The sequence below is a fragment of the Segatella copri genome, from assembly GCF_009494395.1.
Lineage (GTDB): Bacteria > Bacteroidota > Bacteroidia > Bacteroidales > Bacteroidaceae > Prevotella.
This window is the reverse complement of sequence record NZ_VZCB01000020.1, coordinates 22,946-39,493: the sequence shown is the minus strand read 5'-3', so window position 1 is coordinate 39,493 and position 16,548 is coordinate 22,946. Positions and strand designations below refer to the sequence as shown.

General features: G+C 47.5%; 16 protein-coding genes. 9 read left to right on the top strand and 7 right to left on the bottom strand.

What is annotated here, in order from left to right; genetic code table 11:
• Window positions 1–19: 19 nt before the first annotated feature.
• The 3 genes from glyA to pyrB form a co-directional block, all read right to left on the bottom strand.
• Window positions 20–1,300 (bottom strand): serine hydroxymethyltransferase, encoded by a 1,281-nt coding sequence (gene glyA / locus F7D73_RS02530; protein ID WP_153122141.1) that lies wholly within the window; start codon window positions 1,298–1,300, stop codon window positions 20–22.
• Between the two features lie 130 nt (window positions 1,301–1,430).
• Window positions 1,431–1,895, bottom strand: a complete 465-nt coding sequence (pyrI, locus tag F7D73_RS02525; protein ID WP_153122140.1) for an aspartate carbamoyltransferase regulatory subunit — start codon at window positions 1,893–1,895, stop codon at window positions 1,431–1,433.
• 40 nt (window positions 1,896–1,935) lie between these two features.
• Complete coding sequence (gene pyrB, locus F7D73_RS02520) at window positions 1,936–2,883, bottom strand: aspartate carbamoyltransferase (RefSeq protein WP_153122139.1); 948 nt, start codon at window positions 2,881–2,883, stop codon at window positions 1,936–1,938.
• Window positions 2,884–2,998: 115 nt separating this feature from the next.
• Here pyrB and F7D73_RS02515 point away from each other — a divergent pair, with 115 nt between their 5' ends.
• The 4 genes from F7D73_RS02515 to F7D73_RS02500 all read left to right on the top strand — a co-directional run bounded on the left by F7D73_RS02515 (window position 2,999) and on the right by F7D73_RS02500 (window position 9,073).
• Window positions 2,999–5,323 carry a penicillin-binding protein 1A gene (locus F7D73_RS02515; RefSeq protein ID WP_153122138.1) on the top strand — a complete coding sequence of 775 codons (2,325 nt, stop codon included), beginning with the start codon at window positions 2,999–3,001 and terminating at the stop codon, window positions 5,321–5,323.
• 179 nt (window positions 5,324–5,502) lie between these two features.
• Complete coding sequence (gene pheT / locus F7D73_RS02510) at window positions 5,503–7,971, top strand: phenylalanine--tRNA ligase subunit beta (protein ID WP_153122137.1); 2,469 nt, start codon at window positions 5,503–5,505, stop codon at window positions 7,969–7,971.
• Between the two features lie 74 nt (window positions 7,972–8,045).
• Window positions 8,046–8,789 carry a YebC/PmpR family DNA-binding transcriptional regulator gene (locus tag F7D73_RS02505; protein ID WP_153122136.1) on the top strand — a complete coding sequence of 248 codons (744 nt, stop codon included), beginning with the start codon at window positions 8,046–8,048 and terminating at the stop codon, window positions 8,787–8,789.
• 5 nt (window positions 8,790–8,794) lie between these two features.
• On the top strand, window positions 8,795–9,073 hold the full coding sequence (locus F7D73_RS02500) for a TIGR03905 family TSCPD domain-containing protein (RefSeq protein WP_153122135.1): 279 nt from the start codon (window positions 8,795–8,797) through the stop codon (window positions 9,071–9,073).
• Between the two features lie 163 nt (window positions 9,074–9,236).
• On the opposite strand, the gene F7D73_RS02495 is transcribed toward F7D73_RS02500, so the two are convergent.
• Entirely contained in the window at window positions 9,237–9,623 is a 387-nt protein-coding gene (locus F7D73_RS02495; protein WP_153122134.1) for a hypothetical protein, read from the bottom strand.
• Between the two features lie 102 nt (window positions 9,624–9,725).
• Between F7D73_RS02495 and lepA the strand changes: the two genes are divergently transcribed.
• Both lepA and F7D73_RS02485 read left to right on the top strand, forming a co-directional pair.
• Window positions 9,726–11,519, top strand: coding sequence for a translation elongation factor 4 (gene lepA / locus F7D73_RS02490; RefSeq protein ID WP_153122133.1), 1,794 nt, complete (start codon window positions 9,726–9,728; stop codon window positions 11,517–11,519).
• A gap of 42 nt (window positions 11,520–11,561) precedes the next feature.
• A complete protein-coding gene (locus F7D73_RS02485) occupies window positions 11,562–12,164 on the top strand; it encodes a Crp/Fnr family transcriptional regulator (protein ID WP_228117608.1) in 603 nt (200 codons plus the stop codon).
• A gap of 91 nt (window positions 12,165–12,255) precedes the next feature.
• On the opposite strand, the gene F7D73_RS02480 is transcribed toward F7D73_RS02485, so the two are convergent.
• The 3 genes from F7D73_RS02480 to F7D73_RS02470 are packed head-to-tail and all read right to left on the bottom strand — an operon-like array spanning window position 12,256 to window position 13,908.
• Window positions 12,256–12,678, bottom strand: coding sequence for an RNA-binding S4 domain-containing protein (locus F7D73_RS02480; protein ID WP_153122132.1), 423 nt, complete (start codon window positions 12,676–12,678; stop codon window positions 12,256–12,258).
• Window positions 12,679–12,680: 2 nt separating this feature from the next.
• Window positions 12,681–13,253 (bottom strand): aminoacyl-tRNA hydrolase, encoded by a 573-nt coding sequence (gene pth, locus F7D73_RS02475; RefSeq protein WP_153122131.1) that lies wholly within the window; start codon window positions 13,251–13,253, stop codon window positions 12,681–12,683.
• A 49-nt stretch (window positions 13,254–13,302) separates the two neighbouring features.
• A complete protein-coding gene (locus F7D73_RS02470) occupies window positions 13,303–13,908 on the bottom strand; it encodes a 50S ribosomal protein L25/general stress protein Ctc (protein WP_153122130.1) in 606 nt (201 codons plus the stop codon).
• Window positions 13,909–14,199: 291 nt separating this feature from the next.
• Between F7D73_RS02470 and nusB the strand changes: the two genes are divergently transcribed.
• The 3 genes from nusB to F7D73_RS02455 are packed head-to-tail and all read left to right on the top strand — an operon-like array spanning window position 14,200 to window position 16,529.
• Window positions 14,200–15,186 (top strand): transcription antitermination factor NusB, encoded by a 987-nt coding sequence (gene nusB / locus F7D73_RS02465; protein WP_153122129.1) that lies wholly within the window; start codon window positions 14,200–14,202, stop codon window positions 15,184–15,186.
• 55 nt (window positions 15,187–15,241) lie between these two features.
• The gene (yajC, locus tag F7D73_RS02460) at window positions 15,242–15,556 is read left to right on the top strand and encodes a preprotein translocase subunit YajC (protein WP_153122128.1); all 315 of its coding nucleotides are present in this window, start codon (window positions 15,242–15,244) and stop codon (window positions 15,554–15,556) included.
• The gene (locus F7D73_RS02455; protein WP_153122127.1) at window positions 15,549–16,529 is read left to right on the top strand and encodes a CdaR family protein; all 981 of its coding nucleotides are present in this window, start codon (window positions 15,549–15,551) and stop codon (window positions 16,527–16,529) included. Before yajC ends, F7D73_RS02455 begins: the two co-directional genes overlap by 8 nt.
• The last annotated feature ends 19 nt before the right edge of the window (window positions 16,530–16,548 follow it).

Genomic DNA, 16,548 nt, shown 5'->3' with positions numbered 1-16,548 from the left:
CTTATTTTGTAAATATCTTTTAGTATGCGAACAAAGGATAGTCCTTCATGGTCTCGTTCACCTTCTCACGGACGCGTGCGATCACCTTCTCGTCCTCAGGAGCATTCAATACTTCCTCGATGAGTTCAGCGATGAGGTGCATCATGTCTTCCTTGGCGCCACGGGTTGTCATGGCTGCTGTACCCAGGCGGATACCTGATGTCTGGAAAGCAGAACGGCTGTCGAATGGAACCATGTTCTTGTTGACTGTGATGTCGGCTGCAACGAGCGCATTCTCAGCCACTTTACCTGTAAGGTCTGGATATTTACTTCGGAGGTCAACAAGCATGGAATGGTTGTCTGTACCACCGCTCACGATGCTGAATCCACGGCCGATGAGGTCGTCAGCAAGAACAGCTGCGTTCTTCTTCACCTGAGCAGCATACTCCTTCCATGAAGGCTGCAGGTTCTCGTTGAAGGCAACAGCCTTGGCAGCGATGACGTGCTCCAAAGGTCCGCCCTGCTGACCAGGGAATACGGCAGAATTCAAGAGCATGCTCATCTTCTTAACCTCGCCCTTCTTGGTAGTCAATCCCCAAGGATTGTCAAAATCCTTGCCCATGAGGATGATACCGCCACGAGGACCACGGAGAGTCTTGTGGGTAGTAGAAGTAACGATGTGGGCATACTTCAATGGATTGTCCAGCAGACCAGCTGCAATCAGACCAGCAGGGTGAGCCATATCAATCATGAGGAGTGCACCTACCTCGTCGGCAATCTTGCGCATACGTGCATAATCCCACTCACGGCTGTAGGCACTACCACCACCGATAATCAGCTTAGGCTTGTTCTCCAGCGCCAACTTCTCCATCTCGTCGTAGTCCACGCGACCGGTTTCCTTGTTGAGGTTGTAACCGATAGGGTGGTAGAGGATACCGGAAGTATTGACGAGGCTACCATGAGAAAGGTGACCACCGTGATCGAGGTTCAGGCCCATAAAAGTATCGCCAGGCTTCAATACTGCGAGCAATACAGCTGCGTTAGCCTGTGCGCCAGAGTGAGGTTGTACATTGGCGTACTCAGCACCAAAGAGTTTCTTGACGCGTTCGATAGCCAGGTTCTCAACAATATCCACCACTTGGCAGCCACCGTAGTAGCGCTTTCCTGGCAGACCTTCTGCATACTTGTTAGTAAGGTAAGAACCCATAGCGTTCATCACCTCGTCACTCACGAAATTCTCAGAAGCAATCAGCTCCATACCTTTCAGCTGACGCTGATGTTCTCTTTCGATTAAGTCGAAAATCTCTTGATCTTTTACCATTCTCTTTACTTTTTATGGTTGATGTTTTATGAAATCGGGTACAAAAATAAGCAATATCTCTCAAACTACCAAATAAATCGTAATATTTTGAGTGATATTGCTTACTTTTTGTTATTTTATTGCCTTTAAATTACTTGCAAAGCTCTACTTTGCCCAGTTGCTGCTCCTTGTCGCAGTAGTGGCAACGCACGATGCCGAGCACCTTGTCAACGGTATGGAAGAGGGTCTGCATAGGCTCGTTGTTGGTGATGCACTTAGGATTGTTGCACTTCACGATGCCCTTCAGCGTATCCGGAGTCTCTACGGTCTTCTTCTCTACGATTTCGTAGTCCTTGATGATACTCAGTCCGATGTTAGGAGCCACCACGGAGAGGCGGTTGATTTCTTCATCGGTGAAATACTTGTTGGCAACCTTGATGATGCCCTTCTTGCCAATCTTCTTGGATGGCAGGTTGTAGCCGATGGTAACAGGAGTGTCCATCTTCTCCAACTGGAGCAGATTCACTACCTGATAGGTCTTTTCGGCTGGTATATGGTCGATTACGGTACCGTTCTCGATAGCCGCAACCACTAATTGACTTTTATTATTTCCCATAATAATTAAAAAATAATCACTAATAACTAATAACTAATCACTACTCAATAATAGTCTTGTCATTCTTCACGTCCTCAAGCGAGATGCCGAGGCAGTGGCAGAAGATAGCCTCACGTGCATAGAGACCGTTCTGAGCCTGCTGGATATAGTATGCATGTGGATCATCATCCACATCGTATGCAATCTCGTTCACACGTGGCAGCGGGTGCATGATCTTCATGTTCTCCTTTGCCTTGCAGAGCATATCGCGCTTCAGGATGTATACGTTCTTCACGCGCTCATATTCCATGAGGTCAGAGAAGCGCTCCTTCTGAACACGGGTCATGTAGAGAATGTCGGCATCGGCAATCACGTCCTCGTTGAAGTCTTCATGCTCCACGTACTTGATGTTATGCTCCTTGCAGTAGAGTTTATACTCCTCAGGCATAGCAAGTTCCTTAGGTGCGATGAAGTGGAAGGTAGGATTGAAATGGCGCATGGCAGTGATAAGTGAGTGAACGGTGCGGCCATACTTGAGGTCACCCACGAGATAGATGTTCAAGTTCTCCAAGGTACCTTGGGTCTTGTAGATAGAGTAGAGGTCGAGCAGGCACTGTGAAGGATGCATGTGTGCACCGTCGCCTGCATTGACGATAGGCACCGGAGCCACCTCGCTGGCATACTGTGCGGCACCCTCGATGAAATGGCGCATGGCAATCACGTCAGCGTAATTGCTTACCATGAGGATGGTGTCTTTGAGCGTTTCGCCCTTGGTGGTGCTGGAAGTCTTGGCATCGGAGAAACCGATGACGCGAGCGCCAAGGCGATTGGCTGCTGTTTGGAAACTGAGCTGTGTACGAGTAGAAGGCTCGAAGAAAAGGGTCGCTACGACCTTTCCCTTCAACAGCTCCCTGTTAGGATGCTTTTCAAACTCCTGTGCCATCTCCAAGAGATAGGTAATCTTCTCTTTAGAGAGGTCTGCAATCGTTACAAAATTATGTTTTTCCATTTGTTTTTGATTGTAATGTTCTAAAATCGCCCCCAAAGGTACAAATAATTTTCGATTTATGTGCGAAAAGTCAAAACTTTTATGTAATTTTGCACAAAATAAATGAAGAATAGAGATGAGAAAACATTTTATCTATACGTTATGGGGCATTTTTGCCACCTTTGTCGTGTCGGCTATGCTGGCCTTCTTTGCCATCTGGAACGGATGGATCGGTTACATGCCGGACATCGAGGACCTGCAGAATCCTATCAGCAGATTCGCCACTCAGGTGTATTCGGCAGATGGAAAGGTGCTGGGTACATGGAACCTGAACAAGGAGAACAGAATCGTGATACCTTACAAGAAGATGTCACCTTATTTAATAAAGGCGCTGGTGGCTACCGAGGATGCCCGTTTCTATGAGCATTCGGGTATCGACTACCGTGCCCTGGGACGTGCCGTCATCAAGCGTGGAATCCTGGGACAGACCAATGCCGGCGGTGGCAGTACCATTACCCAGCAGCTTGCCAAGCAGCTCTATTCCGAGAAGGCAGGGAGTACGCTGGAGCGATTGCTGCAGAAACCGATAGAGTGGGTGATTGCTATCAGGCTGGAGCGATACTATACCAAGCAGGAGATTATCGCCCTCTATCTCAACTACTTCGATTTCCTGCATAATGCCGTGGGTATCAAGACGGCGGCTAATACCTATTTTAATAAGGAGCCGAAGGACCTGACGCTCTGCGAGGCGGCTACCCTGATAGGACTGTGCAAGAACCCGTCGCTCTTCAATCCGGTTCGCTATCCGGACCGTGCACGCGACAGACGCAATGTGGTGCTCTCTCAGATGGTGAAGGCAGGTTATCTCAGCCGGGGTGAGTATAGCCGGTATGCTGCCGAACCGCTGACGCTGAACTTCCACCGTACAGACCATAAGGACGGTACTGCCACTTATCTGCGTGAATACCTGCGCCATTACATGATGGCAAAGCGTCCGGAACGTGGCAATTATCCATCCTGGAACTATGCGCAGTTCGTGACCGATTCCATCCTGTGGAACACCGATCCGCTCTACGGATGGTGCAACAAGAACTATAAGAAAGACGGTTCGCCATACAATGTATACAGTGACGGTCTGAAGGTGTTCACTACCATCGACAGCCGCATGCAGCGATATGCCGAAGAGGCTGTATATCAGCACGTGGCACGCTATCTGCAGCCTATCTTCAGCAAGGAGACTGCACGCAAGCCAAGTTCGCCATACAGCGACAAGCTGACGCCTAAGCAGATCAAGGTAATCCTGAACCGCAGCATTACGCAGAGCGAGCGCTATCTGACGATGAAGGCAGCAGGATGTTCTGAACAGGAGATTCATGATGCCTTCCGCAAGAAGATAGACATGACCGTGTTCACCTATCATGGTGACGTGGATACGCTGATGAGTCCATTGGATTCCATCCGCTATTACAAGACCTACCTGCGCAGCGGATTCATGAGTATGGATCCGAAGACAGGTGCCGTGAAGGCATACGTGGGAGGACTGGACTATTCTCACTTCATGTACGACATGGTGAGTCTGGGACGCCGACAGGTGGGTTCTACCATCAAGCCTTTCCTCTACAGTCTGGCGATGGAAAACGGCTTCTCGCCATGCGATCTGGCTCCAAACCGCCAGCATACCTATATGGTAGCCGGAAGGCCTTGGACGCCACGTAACGCCAACCATTCGCGCTATGGACAGATGGTGACGCTGAAGTGGGGATTGCAGCAGAGTAACAACTGGATCAGTGCTTATCTGATGAGTAAGCTGAATCCGCAGCAGTTTGTTCAGATGCTGCGCGATTTCGGTATCAACAGTCCTGATATCCATGCCTCTATGAGCTTGTGTCTGGGTCCTTGTGAGGTGAGTGTGAGCGAGATGGTAAGTGCCTATACGGCCTTTGCCAACCACGGCATCCGTACGGCTCCGATGTTCGTGAGCCGCATTGAGGACAATGAGGGCAATACCCTAGCCACCTTCCAGCCACGCATGAACGAGGTGATTGGTGCGGAGAACGCCATGAAGATGCTCACCATGCTGATGGGAGTAGTGGATGGCGGTACGGCTGGAAGATTGCGCTACCGCTATAACCTGGAAGGACAGATTGGTGCCAAGACGGGTACCACCAACAATAACAGTGACGGATGGTTTATCGGATTCACTCCGCAGCTGGTCAGCGGCTGCTGGGTAGGCGGTGAGGAGCGTGATATCCACTTCGATTCGATGAGTATGGGACAGGGAGCCACCATGGCGCTTCCTATCTGGGCAATATTCATGAAGAAGGTTTATGCCGATCCGACGCTGGGCATCAGACCGGACGTAAAATTTGATTTACCAGACGGTTATGATCCATGCTCTAAGCCGAAATCTGACCAGGATGATTTCGAGCAGGTAGACGGCATCGATGAGGTGTTTGAGTAGGCATTCGCCATTTTTGCATAGTTTTACTTTTAAATTGTGCAAAAATGGCGAATGTTTTTTGCTTATATGCGTTTTTTTTTGTATTTTTGCAAAGTTTTAGGGCTATTATGACTGATAAGGCTATGCCGGCGGTCGGGCTCTTTGCTTGAATCAAGGAAATAAAATAAAAAATCATTATAATGAACGTTTCATATAAATGGCTTAAAGAATACGTCGATTTCGACTTGACACCACAGGAGACAGCTGATGTGCTGACCTCTTGCGGACTCGAAGTGGACGCTTTGGAAGAAGTACAGTCTATCAAGGGTGGACTGAAGGGACTCTATGTAGGTAAAGTTTTGACATGCGAGGCGCATCCTGACAGCGATCACCTCCACGTGACAACCGTTGACCTGGGCAATGGCGAGCCACAGCAGATTGTCTGCGGTGCGCCTAACGTGGCTGCCGGTCAGAAGGTAATCGTTGCCGACCTGGGCTGCGTGCTCTACGACGGCGACCAGAGTTTTACCATCAAGAAGAGCAAGCTGCGCGGTGTAGAGAGCTTGGGTATGATCTGCGCTGAGGATGAAATCGGTGTGGGTACTTCTCACGACGGTATCATCGTGCTCCCAGAGGATGCACCTGTTGGTCAGCCTGCTGCCGAGTACTATCATTTGGAGAGCGACTGGCTCATCGAGATTGACATCACTGCCAACCGTGCCGATGCACTCGGTCATTGGGGTGTAGCCCGCGACCTCTATGCCTGGTTGAAGCAGAACGGTTATGAAACCAGTCTGCATCGCCCATCTTGCGATGAGTTCGTAGTAGACAACGAGGATCTTCCTATCGATGTAGAGATTGAAAATACCGAGGCTTGCAAGCGTTATGCCTGCGTAAGCATCACCGACTGCGAGGTGAAGGAAAGCCCTAAGTGGTTGCAGGATAAGCTGAACATTATCGGCCTCAGACCAATCAACAATATCGTGGATATCACCAACTACATCATGATGGCATACGGCCAGCCATTGCACTGCTTCGATGCCGACATGGTTACCGGTCATAAGATTGTAGTCCGCACCCAGCCAGAGGGTACCAAGTTCGTGACCCTTGATGGCGAGGAGCACACCCTGGGTGAGCACGACCTGAGCATCTGCAATGCTGAGGAGCCAATGTGTATCGCCGGTATCTTCGGCGGTAAGGGTTCCGGTACTTACGAGACCACCAAGAGCGTGGTTCTGGAGAGTGCTTACTTCCACCCGACATGGATCCGCAAGAGCGCTCGCCGTCATGGTTTGAGCACAGATGCCAGCTACCGTTTTGAGCGTGGCGTAGATCCAAACGGACAGATTTATGCTTTGAAGCAGGCTGCCATCCTCTGCAAGCAGTTGGCTGGCGGCAAGATTTCCATGCAGATCAAGGATGTATATCCAGAGCCAATGCAGGATTTCCCAGTTCGCCTGAACTATGAGTATGCTCACCGCCTTATCGGTAAGGAGATTGGTGCTGAGACTATCAAGAATATCGCCACATCTCTCGAGATGAAGATCGTGAAGGAGGATGCTGAGGGTATCGACCTTCTGGTTCCTGCTTATCGCGTGGATGTCCAGCGTCCTTGCGACGTGGTAGAGGATATCCTCCGTATCTACGGATATAATAATGTGGAGATTCCAACCCAGCTGAAGAGTTCTTTGACTGTTCAGGGTGATGAGGACAAGGCTTATCACAGCCAGAACCTCGTGGCAGAGCAGTTGGTAGGCGAGGGCTTCATGGAGATTCTCAACAACTCCCTGACCAAGACCAGCTACTACACAGACCTGGAGCTGAACAAGTATCCTTTGGAGAACGTAGTGAAGGTGATGAACCCATTGAGTGCTGATCTCGGCGTGATGCGTCAGACCATGCTCTTCGGCGGTTTGGAGAGCGTAGCCCGCAACATCAACCACAAGAGCCAGAACCTGAAGTTCTTCGAGGTGGGTAATACCTATTTATATAATAAGGAGAAGTGGAGCGAGGAGAGTCCTATCAAGGCTTACTCTCAGGAGGCTCACATGTCACTCTTGATCACCGGTAAGCGCGTAGAGGGCAGTTGGGCTCATGCAGATGAGCAGAGCAACATCTACGAGCTGAAGGCTGTTGTAGAGAATATCCTCCGCCGTGTAGGTATGCCACAGAACAACCTGGTTATCAAGCACAGCGACAACAACATCTTCTCAAAGGGCGTAAGCTATGAGACCCGTGCCGGCAAGGTATTGGTAGAGATGGGTATTCTGAGCCACAAGCTGAAGAAGGCATTCGACATAGAGCAGGATGTATTCTATGCTGATGTTCACTGGGATAACCTGGTGAAGACCGTGAAGAAGGTGAACCTTACTTACACAGATATCAGCAAGTATCCATCTGTGAGCCGCGACCTTGCACTGCTCGTTGACAAGAACGTGGAGTTTGCACAGATTGAGCAGATTGCCCGTCAGACTGAGAAGAAGCTCCTGAAGAGTGTGGTACTCTTCGACGTATATGAGGGTAAGAACCTGCCAGAGGGCAAGAAGAGCTATGCCGTGAACTTCATCCTTCAGGATGAGGAGAAGACATTGAACGACAAGCAGATTGATGCTATCATGAAGAAGCTCATCGCCAACCTCACTGGCAAGCTCAATGCAGAACTGAGATAATGCAGAATGCGATTGACGCAGAACTGAGATAATATTATAAACAAAAAACGATAAACATTTAAAATTTTATTCCAATGGGAAGAGCATTTGAATATCGTAAAGCTACAAAGCTGAAAAGATGGGGCCACATGGCCAAGACATTTACTAAGTTGGGTAAGCAGATTGCTATTGCAGTAAAGGCAGGCGGTCCAGAGCCAGAGAACAACCCAACATTGCGTGCTATCATCGCTAACTGTAAGCGTGAGAACATGCCTAAGGATAACATCGCTCGTGCCATCAAGAACGCTTGTGGCAAGGATACCAGCGATTACAAGGAGGTAACATACGAGGGATATGGCCCTCACGGAGTTGCTGTGTTCGTTGATACATTGACAGATAACACAACCCGTACAGTGGCTGACGTTCGTTCTATCTTCAACAAGTTCAGCGGTAACCTGGGTACAACAGGTTCTTTGTCTTTCCTCTTCGACCACAAGGCTGTGTTCACATTCAAGAAGAAGGATGGTCTGGATATGGACGAGATGATTCTCGACCTGATTGACTACGGCGTAGAGGACGAGTTCGATGAGGATGAGGAGAACAACGAAATCACTATCTACGGTGCTCCTACAAGCTTCGGCGAGATTCAGAAGCATCTGGAGGCTGAGGGCTTCGAGGTAACTGGTGCCGAGTTCACTTACATCCCTAACGATTTGAAAGATGTTACTCCTGAGGAGCGCGAGACTATCGACAAGATGGTTGAGAAGTTGGAAGAGTTTGACGATGTTCAGACTGTTTATACCAACATGAAGCCTGAAATTCCTGCTGACGCAGAATAGGCATTATGTTGCAGCAAGAAAAGAAAGATAAGTTGACGAAAGTTACTTATCAGACTCATGGCACCTGCTCAAAATACATTTGCATCAGTGTTGATGAAGATGGAACTGTGCAGGATGCCCAGTTCATCGGTGGCTGCGATGGCAATACCAAGGGCGTTTGTGCTTTGATTAAGGGCATGAAGGCTAAGGAGGTCATCGCCCGACTGAAGGGTATTACTTGTGGTAACAAGCCTACTAGCTGTCCAGACCAGCTGGCTACAGCCTTGCAGGAAATGGGATATTAAGAGTGTTTTAGGCACGGATATATTATATTAGGCACGGATTACACGGATTACACGGAATTATAAATGAGCTCTATTGATTAGCGCCATAAATCCGTGTAATCCGTGTAATCCGTGCCTTATCTGTAATCTGTGCCTTATCTAAAGCTAGTAATCTGTGCCTTATCTAATACTTGAACAAGTCATCCAGCAATACTTCCTGCGGATTCTTGGCAGAATGATAAACGAAACGGAAGCTGAAATGGTTCTCCTTGTATTTCTGCAAGCCGGGATTGTTGTCAAGGGCATCTTTCTGGAGCTTATGCAGTTTGTCCTTGTTGGCATCTATGACCTGCTTGTTGTCTGCCTTGTTGCGCAAGGTGACATAATAAGTGTAAACCCTGGTGTTCTTATCAAAGGTTGCACTATCTGTTCTGCTGTCATTCACGAAAGGTGTAGGACAGTTTTTCTCCGTATACTCCTTAGCTTCTCTTTCAGCCTTTTCTTCCAGACTTTCGGTGCAAGATGCTAATAAAGAGACCAAAACAGCGATGTAAATCAACTTTTTCTTCATGATTTTTCTATATTTTACCTAAAAATCTCTATAATTTCTGATATTTTGTGCAAAGATACGAAAAAAATAACTATCTTTGCACTCTAAAGAGAGAAAAATTATATGGAGAATATAAATAAGATAAGAAATTTCTGCATTATTGCACATATAGACCATGGTAAAAGTACCTTGGCAGACCGATTGTTAGAGAAGACTCAGACCATCAAGATTACTGAAGGACAGATGCTTGATGACATGGACTTGGAGAGAGAGCGTGGTATTACTATTAAGAGCCATGCCATACAGATGGAGTATAAGGCAAAGGATGGTGATACATACATTCTCAATCTGATTGATACTCCGGGACACGTAGACTTCTCTTATGAGGTTTCACGTTCCATCGCTGCCTGCGAGGGAGCGCTCTTGGTCGTTGATGCCACACAGGGCGTGCAGGCTCAGACCATCTCTAACCTCTATATGGCTATTGAGCATGACTTGGAAATCATTCCGGTCATCAACAAGATAGATATGCCTTCGGCTATGCCGGAGGAGGTGGAAGACGAAATTGTAGACCTGATTGGTTGCAAGCATGAGGATATCCTCCGCGCTTCCGGTAAGACCGGTGAGGGCGTTGAAGAGGTGTTGGAGGCGGTAGTAAACCGTGTGCCTGCTCCTACAGGCGATGACAAGGCTCCATTGCAGGCGCTCATCTTCGACTCTGTGTTCAACTCCTTCCGTGGCATCATCGCTTATTTCAAGATAGAAAACGGCGTGATCCGCAAGGGTGACAAGGTGAAGTTCTTCAATACCGGCATGGAATATGATGCTGATGAGATTGGTGTGCTGAAGATGGACATGATTCCTCGCAAGGAATTGGGTACCGGTGAGGTAGGTTATATCATCTCCGGTATCAAGAATGCCACTGAGGTGAAGGTGGGTGATACCATCACGCACATCGCCCGTCCTTGTGACAAGGCGATTGCCGGTTTCCAGGAAGTGAAGCCGATGGTCTTTGCCGGCGTTTATCCTATCGATCCTAGCGATTACGAGAATCTGCGTGCCTCATTGGAGAAACTGCAGCTCAATGATGCTTCGCTTACCTTCTCGCCTGAGAGCTCTGTAGCCCTGGGCTTCGGTTTCCGTTGTGGATTCCTCGGATTGCTCCACATGGAGATTGTGCAGGAACGTCTGGACCGTGAGTTCAACATGGATGTCATCACCACCGTGCCTAACGTATCCTATATGGTATACGACAAGCAGGGAGGCGAGAAAGAGGTCCACAATCCTTCCGGATTGCCTGACCCAACCATGATTGACCATATCGAGGAACCATACATCCGAGCTACCATCATCACTGCTGCCGATTACATCGGTCCGATCATGAAGCTCTGTCTCGATAAGCGTGGCGAATTGATTAACCAGGAATACGTGAGCGGCAATCGTGTGGAGTTGCACTTCATGTTGCCATTGGGCGAGATTGTCATCGATTTCTACGATAAGCTGAAGAGTATTTCCAAGGGTTATGCTTCGTTCGACTATCATATCGATTCATTCCGCCACTCTGACCTGGTGAAGCTCGATATCCTCCTGAATGGAGAACCGGTGGATGCGCTGAGCACCTTGACCCATCGTGACAATGCCGTGAGCTTCGGACGCAGAATGTGCGAGAAGTTGAAGGACCTGATTCCACGTCAGCAGTTTGATATTGCCATCCAGGCAGCTATCGGTGCAAAGATTGTGGCACGTGAGACCGTGAAGCAGGTGCGCAAGGATGTTACTGCCAAGTGTTATGGTGGTGACGTGAGCCGTAAGCGTAAGCTGCTGGAGAAGCAGAAGAAGGGTAAGAAGCGCATGAAGCAGATTGGTAATGTGGAGGTTCCACAGAAGGCCTTCCTTGCTGTGCTGAAACTCGATTAATATTGAAATAACATTAACTTAAATATAGGAGGTTTTTTTATTATGGCTGACTTGATGAAGGTAATAGTACCTAAGCGCGACATAGCCAGAGAGCTTGCACGTAAGTATAGTACGATGACTCACGACGAGCTGGATGTCCTGGAAGATTTGCTTGTGCCGGTGAAGTATGGCAAGGGCGAGAGAATCTTATCCGAGGGAGAAGTATGTACGGGTATTTCGTATATAGAGAAGGGCTTGGTGCGACAGTATTACATCAAGAATGGCAAGGAGGTGACCGAGCACCTGGGTGTGGATCACTCTATCTTCATGTGTATTGAAAGTCTCTTTAAAGAGGAACCTTCTCATCTACAAGTGGAAGCATTGGAACCTACATTGGTTTACATCTTGCCAAAGGCGAAGCTCGAGGCGGCTGCGATGCGTAATGTCAATATTCAGATGCTGTATCGTAAGATTCTGGAAGAGAGTTTGATACAGTCGCAGGTGCATGCCGACCTGATGCGCTTTGAGACAGCGCCAAACAAGTATAAGCGCCTTTGCGAGATGAATCCACAGGTAGTATTAAGAGCTCCGCTCACCTATATTGCTAATTATCTGCAGATGACGCCGGAAACGTTGTCTCGTATCCGTTCTAATGTACTCATGTAATAAGCATTGGAATATAAACACAAAAAACGCCCTGTAAAGGTAAAGCTTCCATGTCGGAATGCTTTTGCCTTTACAGGGCGTCTCTTTTTTATTATTGATCTTCTTCGTCCCAATCCTCATCTTCGAATCCGAACAGGGCTGGATCAACGAAGGCATCGAGCGCACGGCGCTCTTTTTTGGTAGGGCGTCCGGTACCTCTTGCACGGTCTACGAATCCGCTGATGCGGCTCATTTCCAGAAGTTCGTACTGCTTAGGATCGGTAACGTTCTTGTAAACGCCAAACAGCATCTTGGCACCTACGCGCTGCTCAATGCAGTCGAGTACCTCGAAAGAATAGGTGATAGGAGCCTTCTTCACGCTCACCACATCGCCACGCTTGATGATAAAGGATGGCTTTCTGTTTACGCCTCCCACCGTCACACGACCATTCTTGCAGGCATCTGCTGCAATGCTGCGCGTCTTGTAAATGCGGGCTGCCCAGAGCCACTTGTCTATTCTTGCTGATTCTTTCATGATTACTTCTTTCCAAGCTTGTTGTACTGGTTCATCGTATTGTCGATACCAGCCAATACAAAACTCTTGATAATCTCTACGCCCAGGTCGATAGCAGGCTGAAGTTCCTTCATGTCTTCCTCGGTGTATTTACCAAGTACCCAGTCTATCTGTCCACCGCGCGGATAATCGTTGCCGATACCCATGCGCAGGCGAGCATAGTTTTGTCCGATAAGTTGCTGGATATGTCCCAAACCGTTGTGCCCGCCATTGCTGCCACTGGCTTTCAGACGGAAAGCACCGAGGGGTAGGGCAAGCTCATCACTGATTACCAGAAGTCTGCTCTGATCAATCTTTTCCTGATTCAGCCAATATCTCACCGCATTACCGCTGAGGTTCATGAAGGTGGTAGGTTTCAGGAGAATGATCTTTCTGCCCTTGAGTGTGGTTTCAGCGACGAATCCATATCGCTTATCCTCAAAATGAATATTGGACGCTTTAGCAAAAGCGTCCAATACCATAAATCCTGTGTTGTGCCTGGTTCCTGCGTATTCATCGCCAGGGTTACCAAGCCCACAAATCAAATATTTATCCAATGTTTGATAATGCTTTACTCAGGTTCGTAAAATCTCGATGACTTATCAATTAAGCCTCCTCTTCAGTTGCAGCCTGTGCAGCGAGCTGAGCGTTACGTGTCATCTTGATAGAGCAAACTACGACTGCCTTGCTTGTAGCCAACTCGAGACCCTCGAATGAAAGGTCGCCAACCTTGATGCTCTTACCGATCTTCAACTCAGTAACGTCTACATCGAGGTGCTCAGGAATCTGCTGGTATGGAGCAGTAACGTCGATCTTACGGATAGAGAGGTTCATACGACCACCATCACGTACACCCTGTGCAAGACCTACCAACTTAACTGGGATACCGATAGTGATAGGCTTCTGATCGTTCACCTCGTAGAAGTCAACGTGCAAAGGAGCGTCTGTTGTTGGGTGGAACTGAATCTCCTTCATGATAGCTGTGTGGCTCTCACCGTCGATGATGAGGTTGATTACATATACATGAGGAGTGTAGATAATCTTACGCAACTCTGTGAATGGAACTGCGAATGACATAGCCTCAGGAGCACCGTTAGCATCCTTCTTCTCACCATAAAGGTTACATGGGATGAAACCTTCCTTACGCAATGACTTAGAAGCTTTCTTACCAAGGTCTGTACGCTTCTGACCTGTTACATTAATCTCTTTCATTTGTGTTACTCTAAATTAAGTTGTTAAAAATTTAATAATGTGCCTTAACTCGCCATCACACGGATTAGCTTTGAAAAAGCGTGTCTGCGAATCTTTTCCGCAAAGCGGCTGCAAAATTACTCATTTTATTTGGAATATGCAAATATTTTGGAAGAAAATATCAAAAATAATGCCTTTATCCTTAAAAAAGTAGAAAATATTCCTCGTTTTCTTGCTCATATTATATAAAATATGTATATTTGCACTCGTAATTGGTAAACATATAAATAAATCTTTTAAAAACATTAGAGAATGATTAATAGGGATTTGATAAGACGTAAGATTGTGCAGTTAACCTACGCATACTATCAAAACAGCAATCACAACATGGATAATGCTGAGAAGGAGTTGATGTTCAGTCTCTCCAAGTCGTACGATCTGTACAACTACATGTTGCAGCTCATCGTTGCTATTACAGGGGAAGCCCGTAAGCGTTACGATGTTGAGGTGGTTCGTGCGCAGCGTGAGGGCTTTCAGGAGCCTTCTGCTCGTTTGGCGTTCAATAAATTTGCTGTACAGTTGGAGGAGAATAAGATGTTGCTCGACTGGATTGATGTGAAGCATTCTAATTGGGATGAGAACATTGAGGTGGTTCGTAGCTTGTACAATACTATTACTTCTAGTGATCTCTATGCCGATTATGTCAGTGGTGCTTTCGATGCAGAACTCCCTGATATGGATGATTACGACCGTGACCGTGAGTGGTGGCGTCGTGCATATAAGAAGTTTATCCAGAACAATGATGAGATGGATGCTTTCCTCGAGGAGAAGAGCCTGTACTGGAATGATGACAAGGATATCGTAGATACCTTCGTGCTGAAGACCATCAAGCGCTTTGACAAGGCTAACAAGAGCAAGCAGGAACTCCTTCCTGAGTACAAGGACATGGAGGATAGAGAATTTGCCAGAAAGCTCTTCCGTGCTACCATCCTCAATGCTGATTCTTATCAGCGCTATATGAGTACTGCTTCACGCAACTGGGACTTCTCACGTCTGGCTTACATGGATGTGGTTATCATGCAGATTGCCATCGCTGAGTTGACTACCTTCCCTGGTATTCCTGCTACAGTAACCATCAATGAGTATGTGGAAATGGCTAAGGTTTACAGTACTCCTCGCAGTGGTGGCTATGTGAACGGTATGCTTGACAATATCGCCCGTTACCTGAATGAGCAGGGTATCATTGCCAAGGATTTGCCAGAGCGCAAGTCTAAGCATAGAGATCATCACGAGAACTAATTCGCGTGATATATAAAAATGAATCAATAATTATAAAGAAATACATAATAAGACTATGACAAATTTAGTATTACAGGCACAGCAGGGGGGAAGCAGCATGACCTTCCTCATTATGATGGTAGCTATCTTCGTTATCATGTGGTTTTTCATGATTCGCCCTCAGCAGAAGAAGCAGAAGGAAATCCGTAAGTTCCAGAATTCTCTTCAGGAGGGTTCTAAGGTGGTTACTGGTGGTGGCGTCTATGGTACCGTAAAGCGCGTGAATGTAGAGGCTAACACTATCGATGTTGAGATAGCTCGTGGCGTGGTAATCACTGTGGCTAAGGGCTACGTGTTTGCTGATGCTACAAGTCAGACTCCTAATGCATAGTATCAAGAACATATTGCATGCTGTCAGAAACTTCCTGTTCAGTGGTATGAATAAGGAGTTTCTGATTTTTTTGTTCTTTCTGGCGCTCAGTGGCGGCTTCTGGTTGATGATGTCGCTCAACGAAACGCTGGAGAGGGAATTTGCTATTCCCGTACAGCTGGTTGGCATGCCACGTAATGCGATCATTACTGGTGAATTGCCTGATACGGTTAAGATTACGGTGAGAGACAAGGGATTTACGCTGGCTACTTATGCCTATGGAAGGAAATTCCGCCCTATCTCTTTCAAATTCTCAACTTATGCTGATGATGATGCTGGCGCAGGAGTAATACCACTGGCTGATGTGCAGAAACAGGTGCAGGCGCAGTTGTATGGCTCCAGCAAGTTGCTCTCTGTCAAACCAGGAAAGTTTGATTTCTACTTCACCTATGGCTCTTCCAAGAAGGTGCCGGTGGTCTTCAAGGGTAGGATTACTACCAGCAGGCGTTATTATCTGGCTCATACTGAGTTTTTCCCGACTATGGTTACGGTCTATGCCAACAAGCGACAGCTCGATCAGCTGGAATCGGTAGAAATCGTTCCGTTCAATCAGCGCAACCTGCAGGATACGATTCAGCAGGACGTGAAGATCAAGCAGATTCGGGGTGTGAAAATCGTGCCTAAGCAGGTGAGACTTTCCGTTTACCCGGATATCTTGACAGAGGAATCTGTTGAAGTTCCGGTAAAGGCAATCAATATGCCTGATAATATGGTGCTTCGTACATTCCCGGCAAGGGTTGCGGTGAAATTCACCGTGGGAGCCAGTCTCTTCCGTACCATTACTCCTGAACAGTTCAAGGTGGTAGTGGATTACAATGAGTTGGCTAACAATCCGTCTGACAAGTGTACTTTGCAGCTGAGGAGTGTGCCTCGTTCTGTCAGCAAGGCGCATCTGGAAAACGAAACTGTAGATTATCTGTTGGAACAGCAATGATAATTAATAATTTTTAATT

Bases quoted from the DNA above. Each gene is read 5' to 3' on its own strand.
- glyA (WP_153122141.1), bottom strand. From the start codon at position 1,300: ATGGTAAAAGATCAAGAGATTTTCGACTTAATCGAAAGAGAACATCAG.
- pyrI (WP_153122140.1), bottom strand. From the start codon at position 1,895: ATGGGAAATAATAAAAGTCAATTAGTGGTTGCGGCTATCGAGAACGGT.
- pyrB (WP_153122139.1), bottom strand. From the start codon at position 2,883: ATGGAAAAACATAATTTTGTAACGATTGCAGACCTCTCTAAAGAGAAG.
- F7D73_RS02515 (WP_153122138.1), top strand. From the start codon at position 2,999: ATGAGAAAACATTTTATCTATACGTTATGGGGCATTTTTGCCACCTTT.
- pheT (WP_153122137.1), top strand. From the start codon at position 5,503: ATGAACGTTTCATATAAATGGCTTAAAGAATACGTCGATTTCGACTTG.
- F7D73_RS02505 (WP_153122136.1), top strand. From the start codon at position 8,046: ATGGGAAGAGCATTTGAATATCGTAAAGCTACAAAGCTGAAAAGATGG.
- F7D73_RS02500 (WP_153122135.1), top strand. From the start codon at position 8,795: ATGTTGCAGCAAGAAAAGAAAGATAAGTTGACGAAAGTTACTTATCAG.
- F7D73_RS02495 (WP_153122134.1), bottom strand. From the start codon at position 9,623: ATGAAGAAAAAGTTGATTTACATCGCTGTTTTGGTCTCTTTATTAGCA.
- lepA (WP_153122133.1), top strand. From the start codon at position 9,726: ATGGAGAATATAAATAAGATAAGAAATTTCTGCATTATTGCACATATA.
- F7D73_RS02485 (WP_228117608.1), top strand. From the start codon at position 11,562: ATGGCTGACTTGATGAAGGTAATAGTACCTAAGCGCGACATAGCCAGA.
- F7D73_RS02480 (WP_153122132.1), bottom strand. From the start codon at position 12,678: ATGAAAGAATCAGCAAGAATAGACAAGTGGCTCTGGGCAGCCCGCATT.
- F7D73_RS02470 (WP_153122130.1), bottom strand. From the start codon at position 13,908: ATGAAAGAGATTAATGTAACAGGTCAGAAGCGTACAGACCTTGGTAAG.
- nusB (WP_153122129.1), top strand. From the start codon at position 14,200: ATGATTAATAGGGATTTGATAAGACGTAAGATTGTGCAGTTAACCTAC.
- yajC (WP_153122128.1), top strand. From the start codon at position 15,242: ATGACAAATTTAGTATTACAGGCACAGCAGGGGGGAAGCAGCATGACC.
- F7D73_RS02455 (WP_153122127.1), top strand. From the start codon at position 15,549: ATGCATAGTATCAAGAACATATTGCATGCTGTCAGAAACTTCCTGTTC.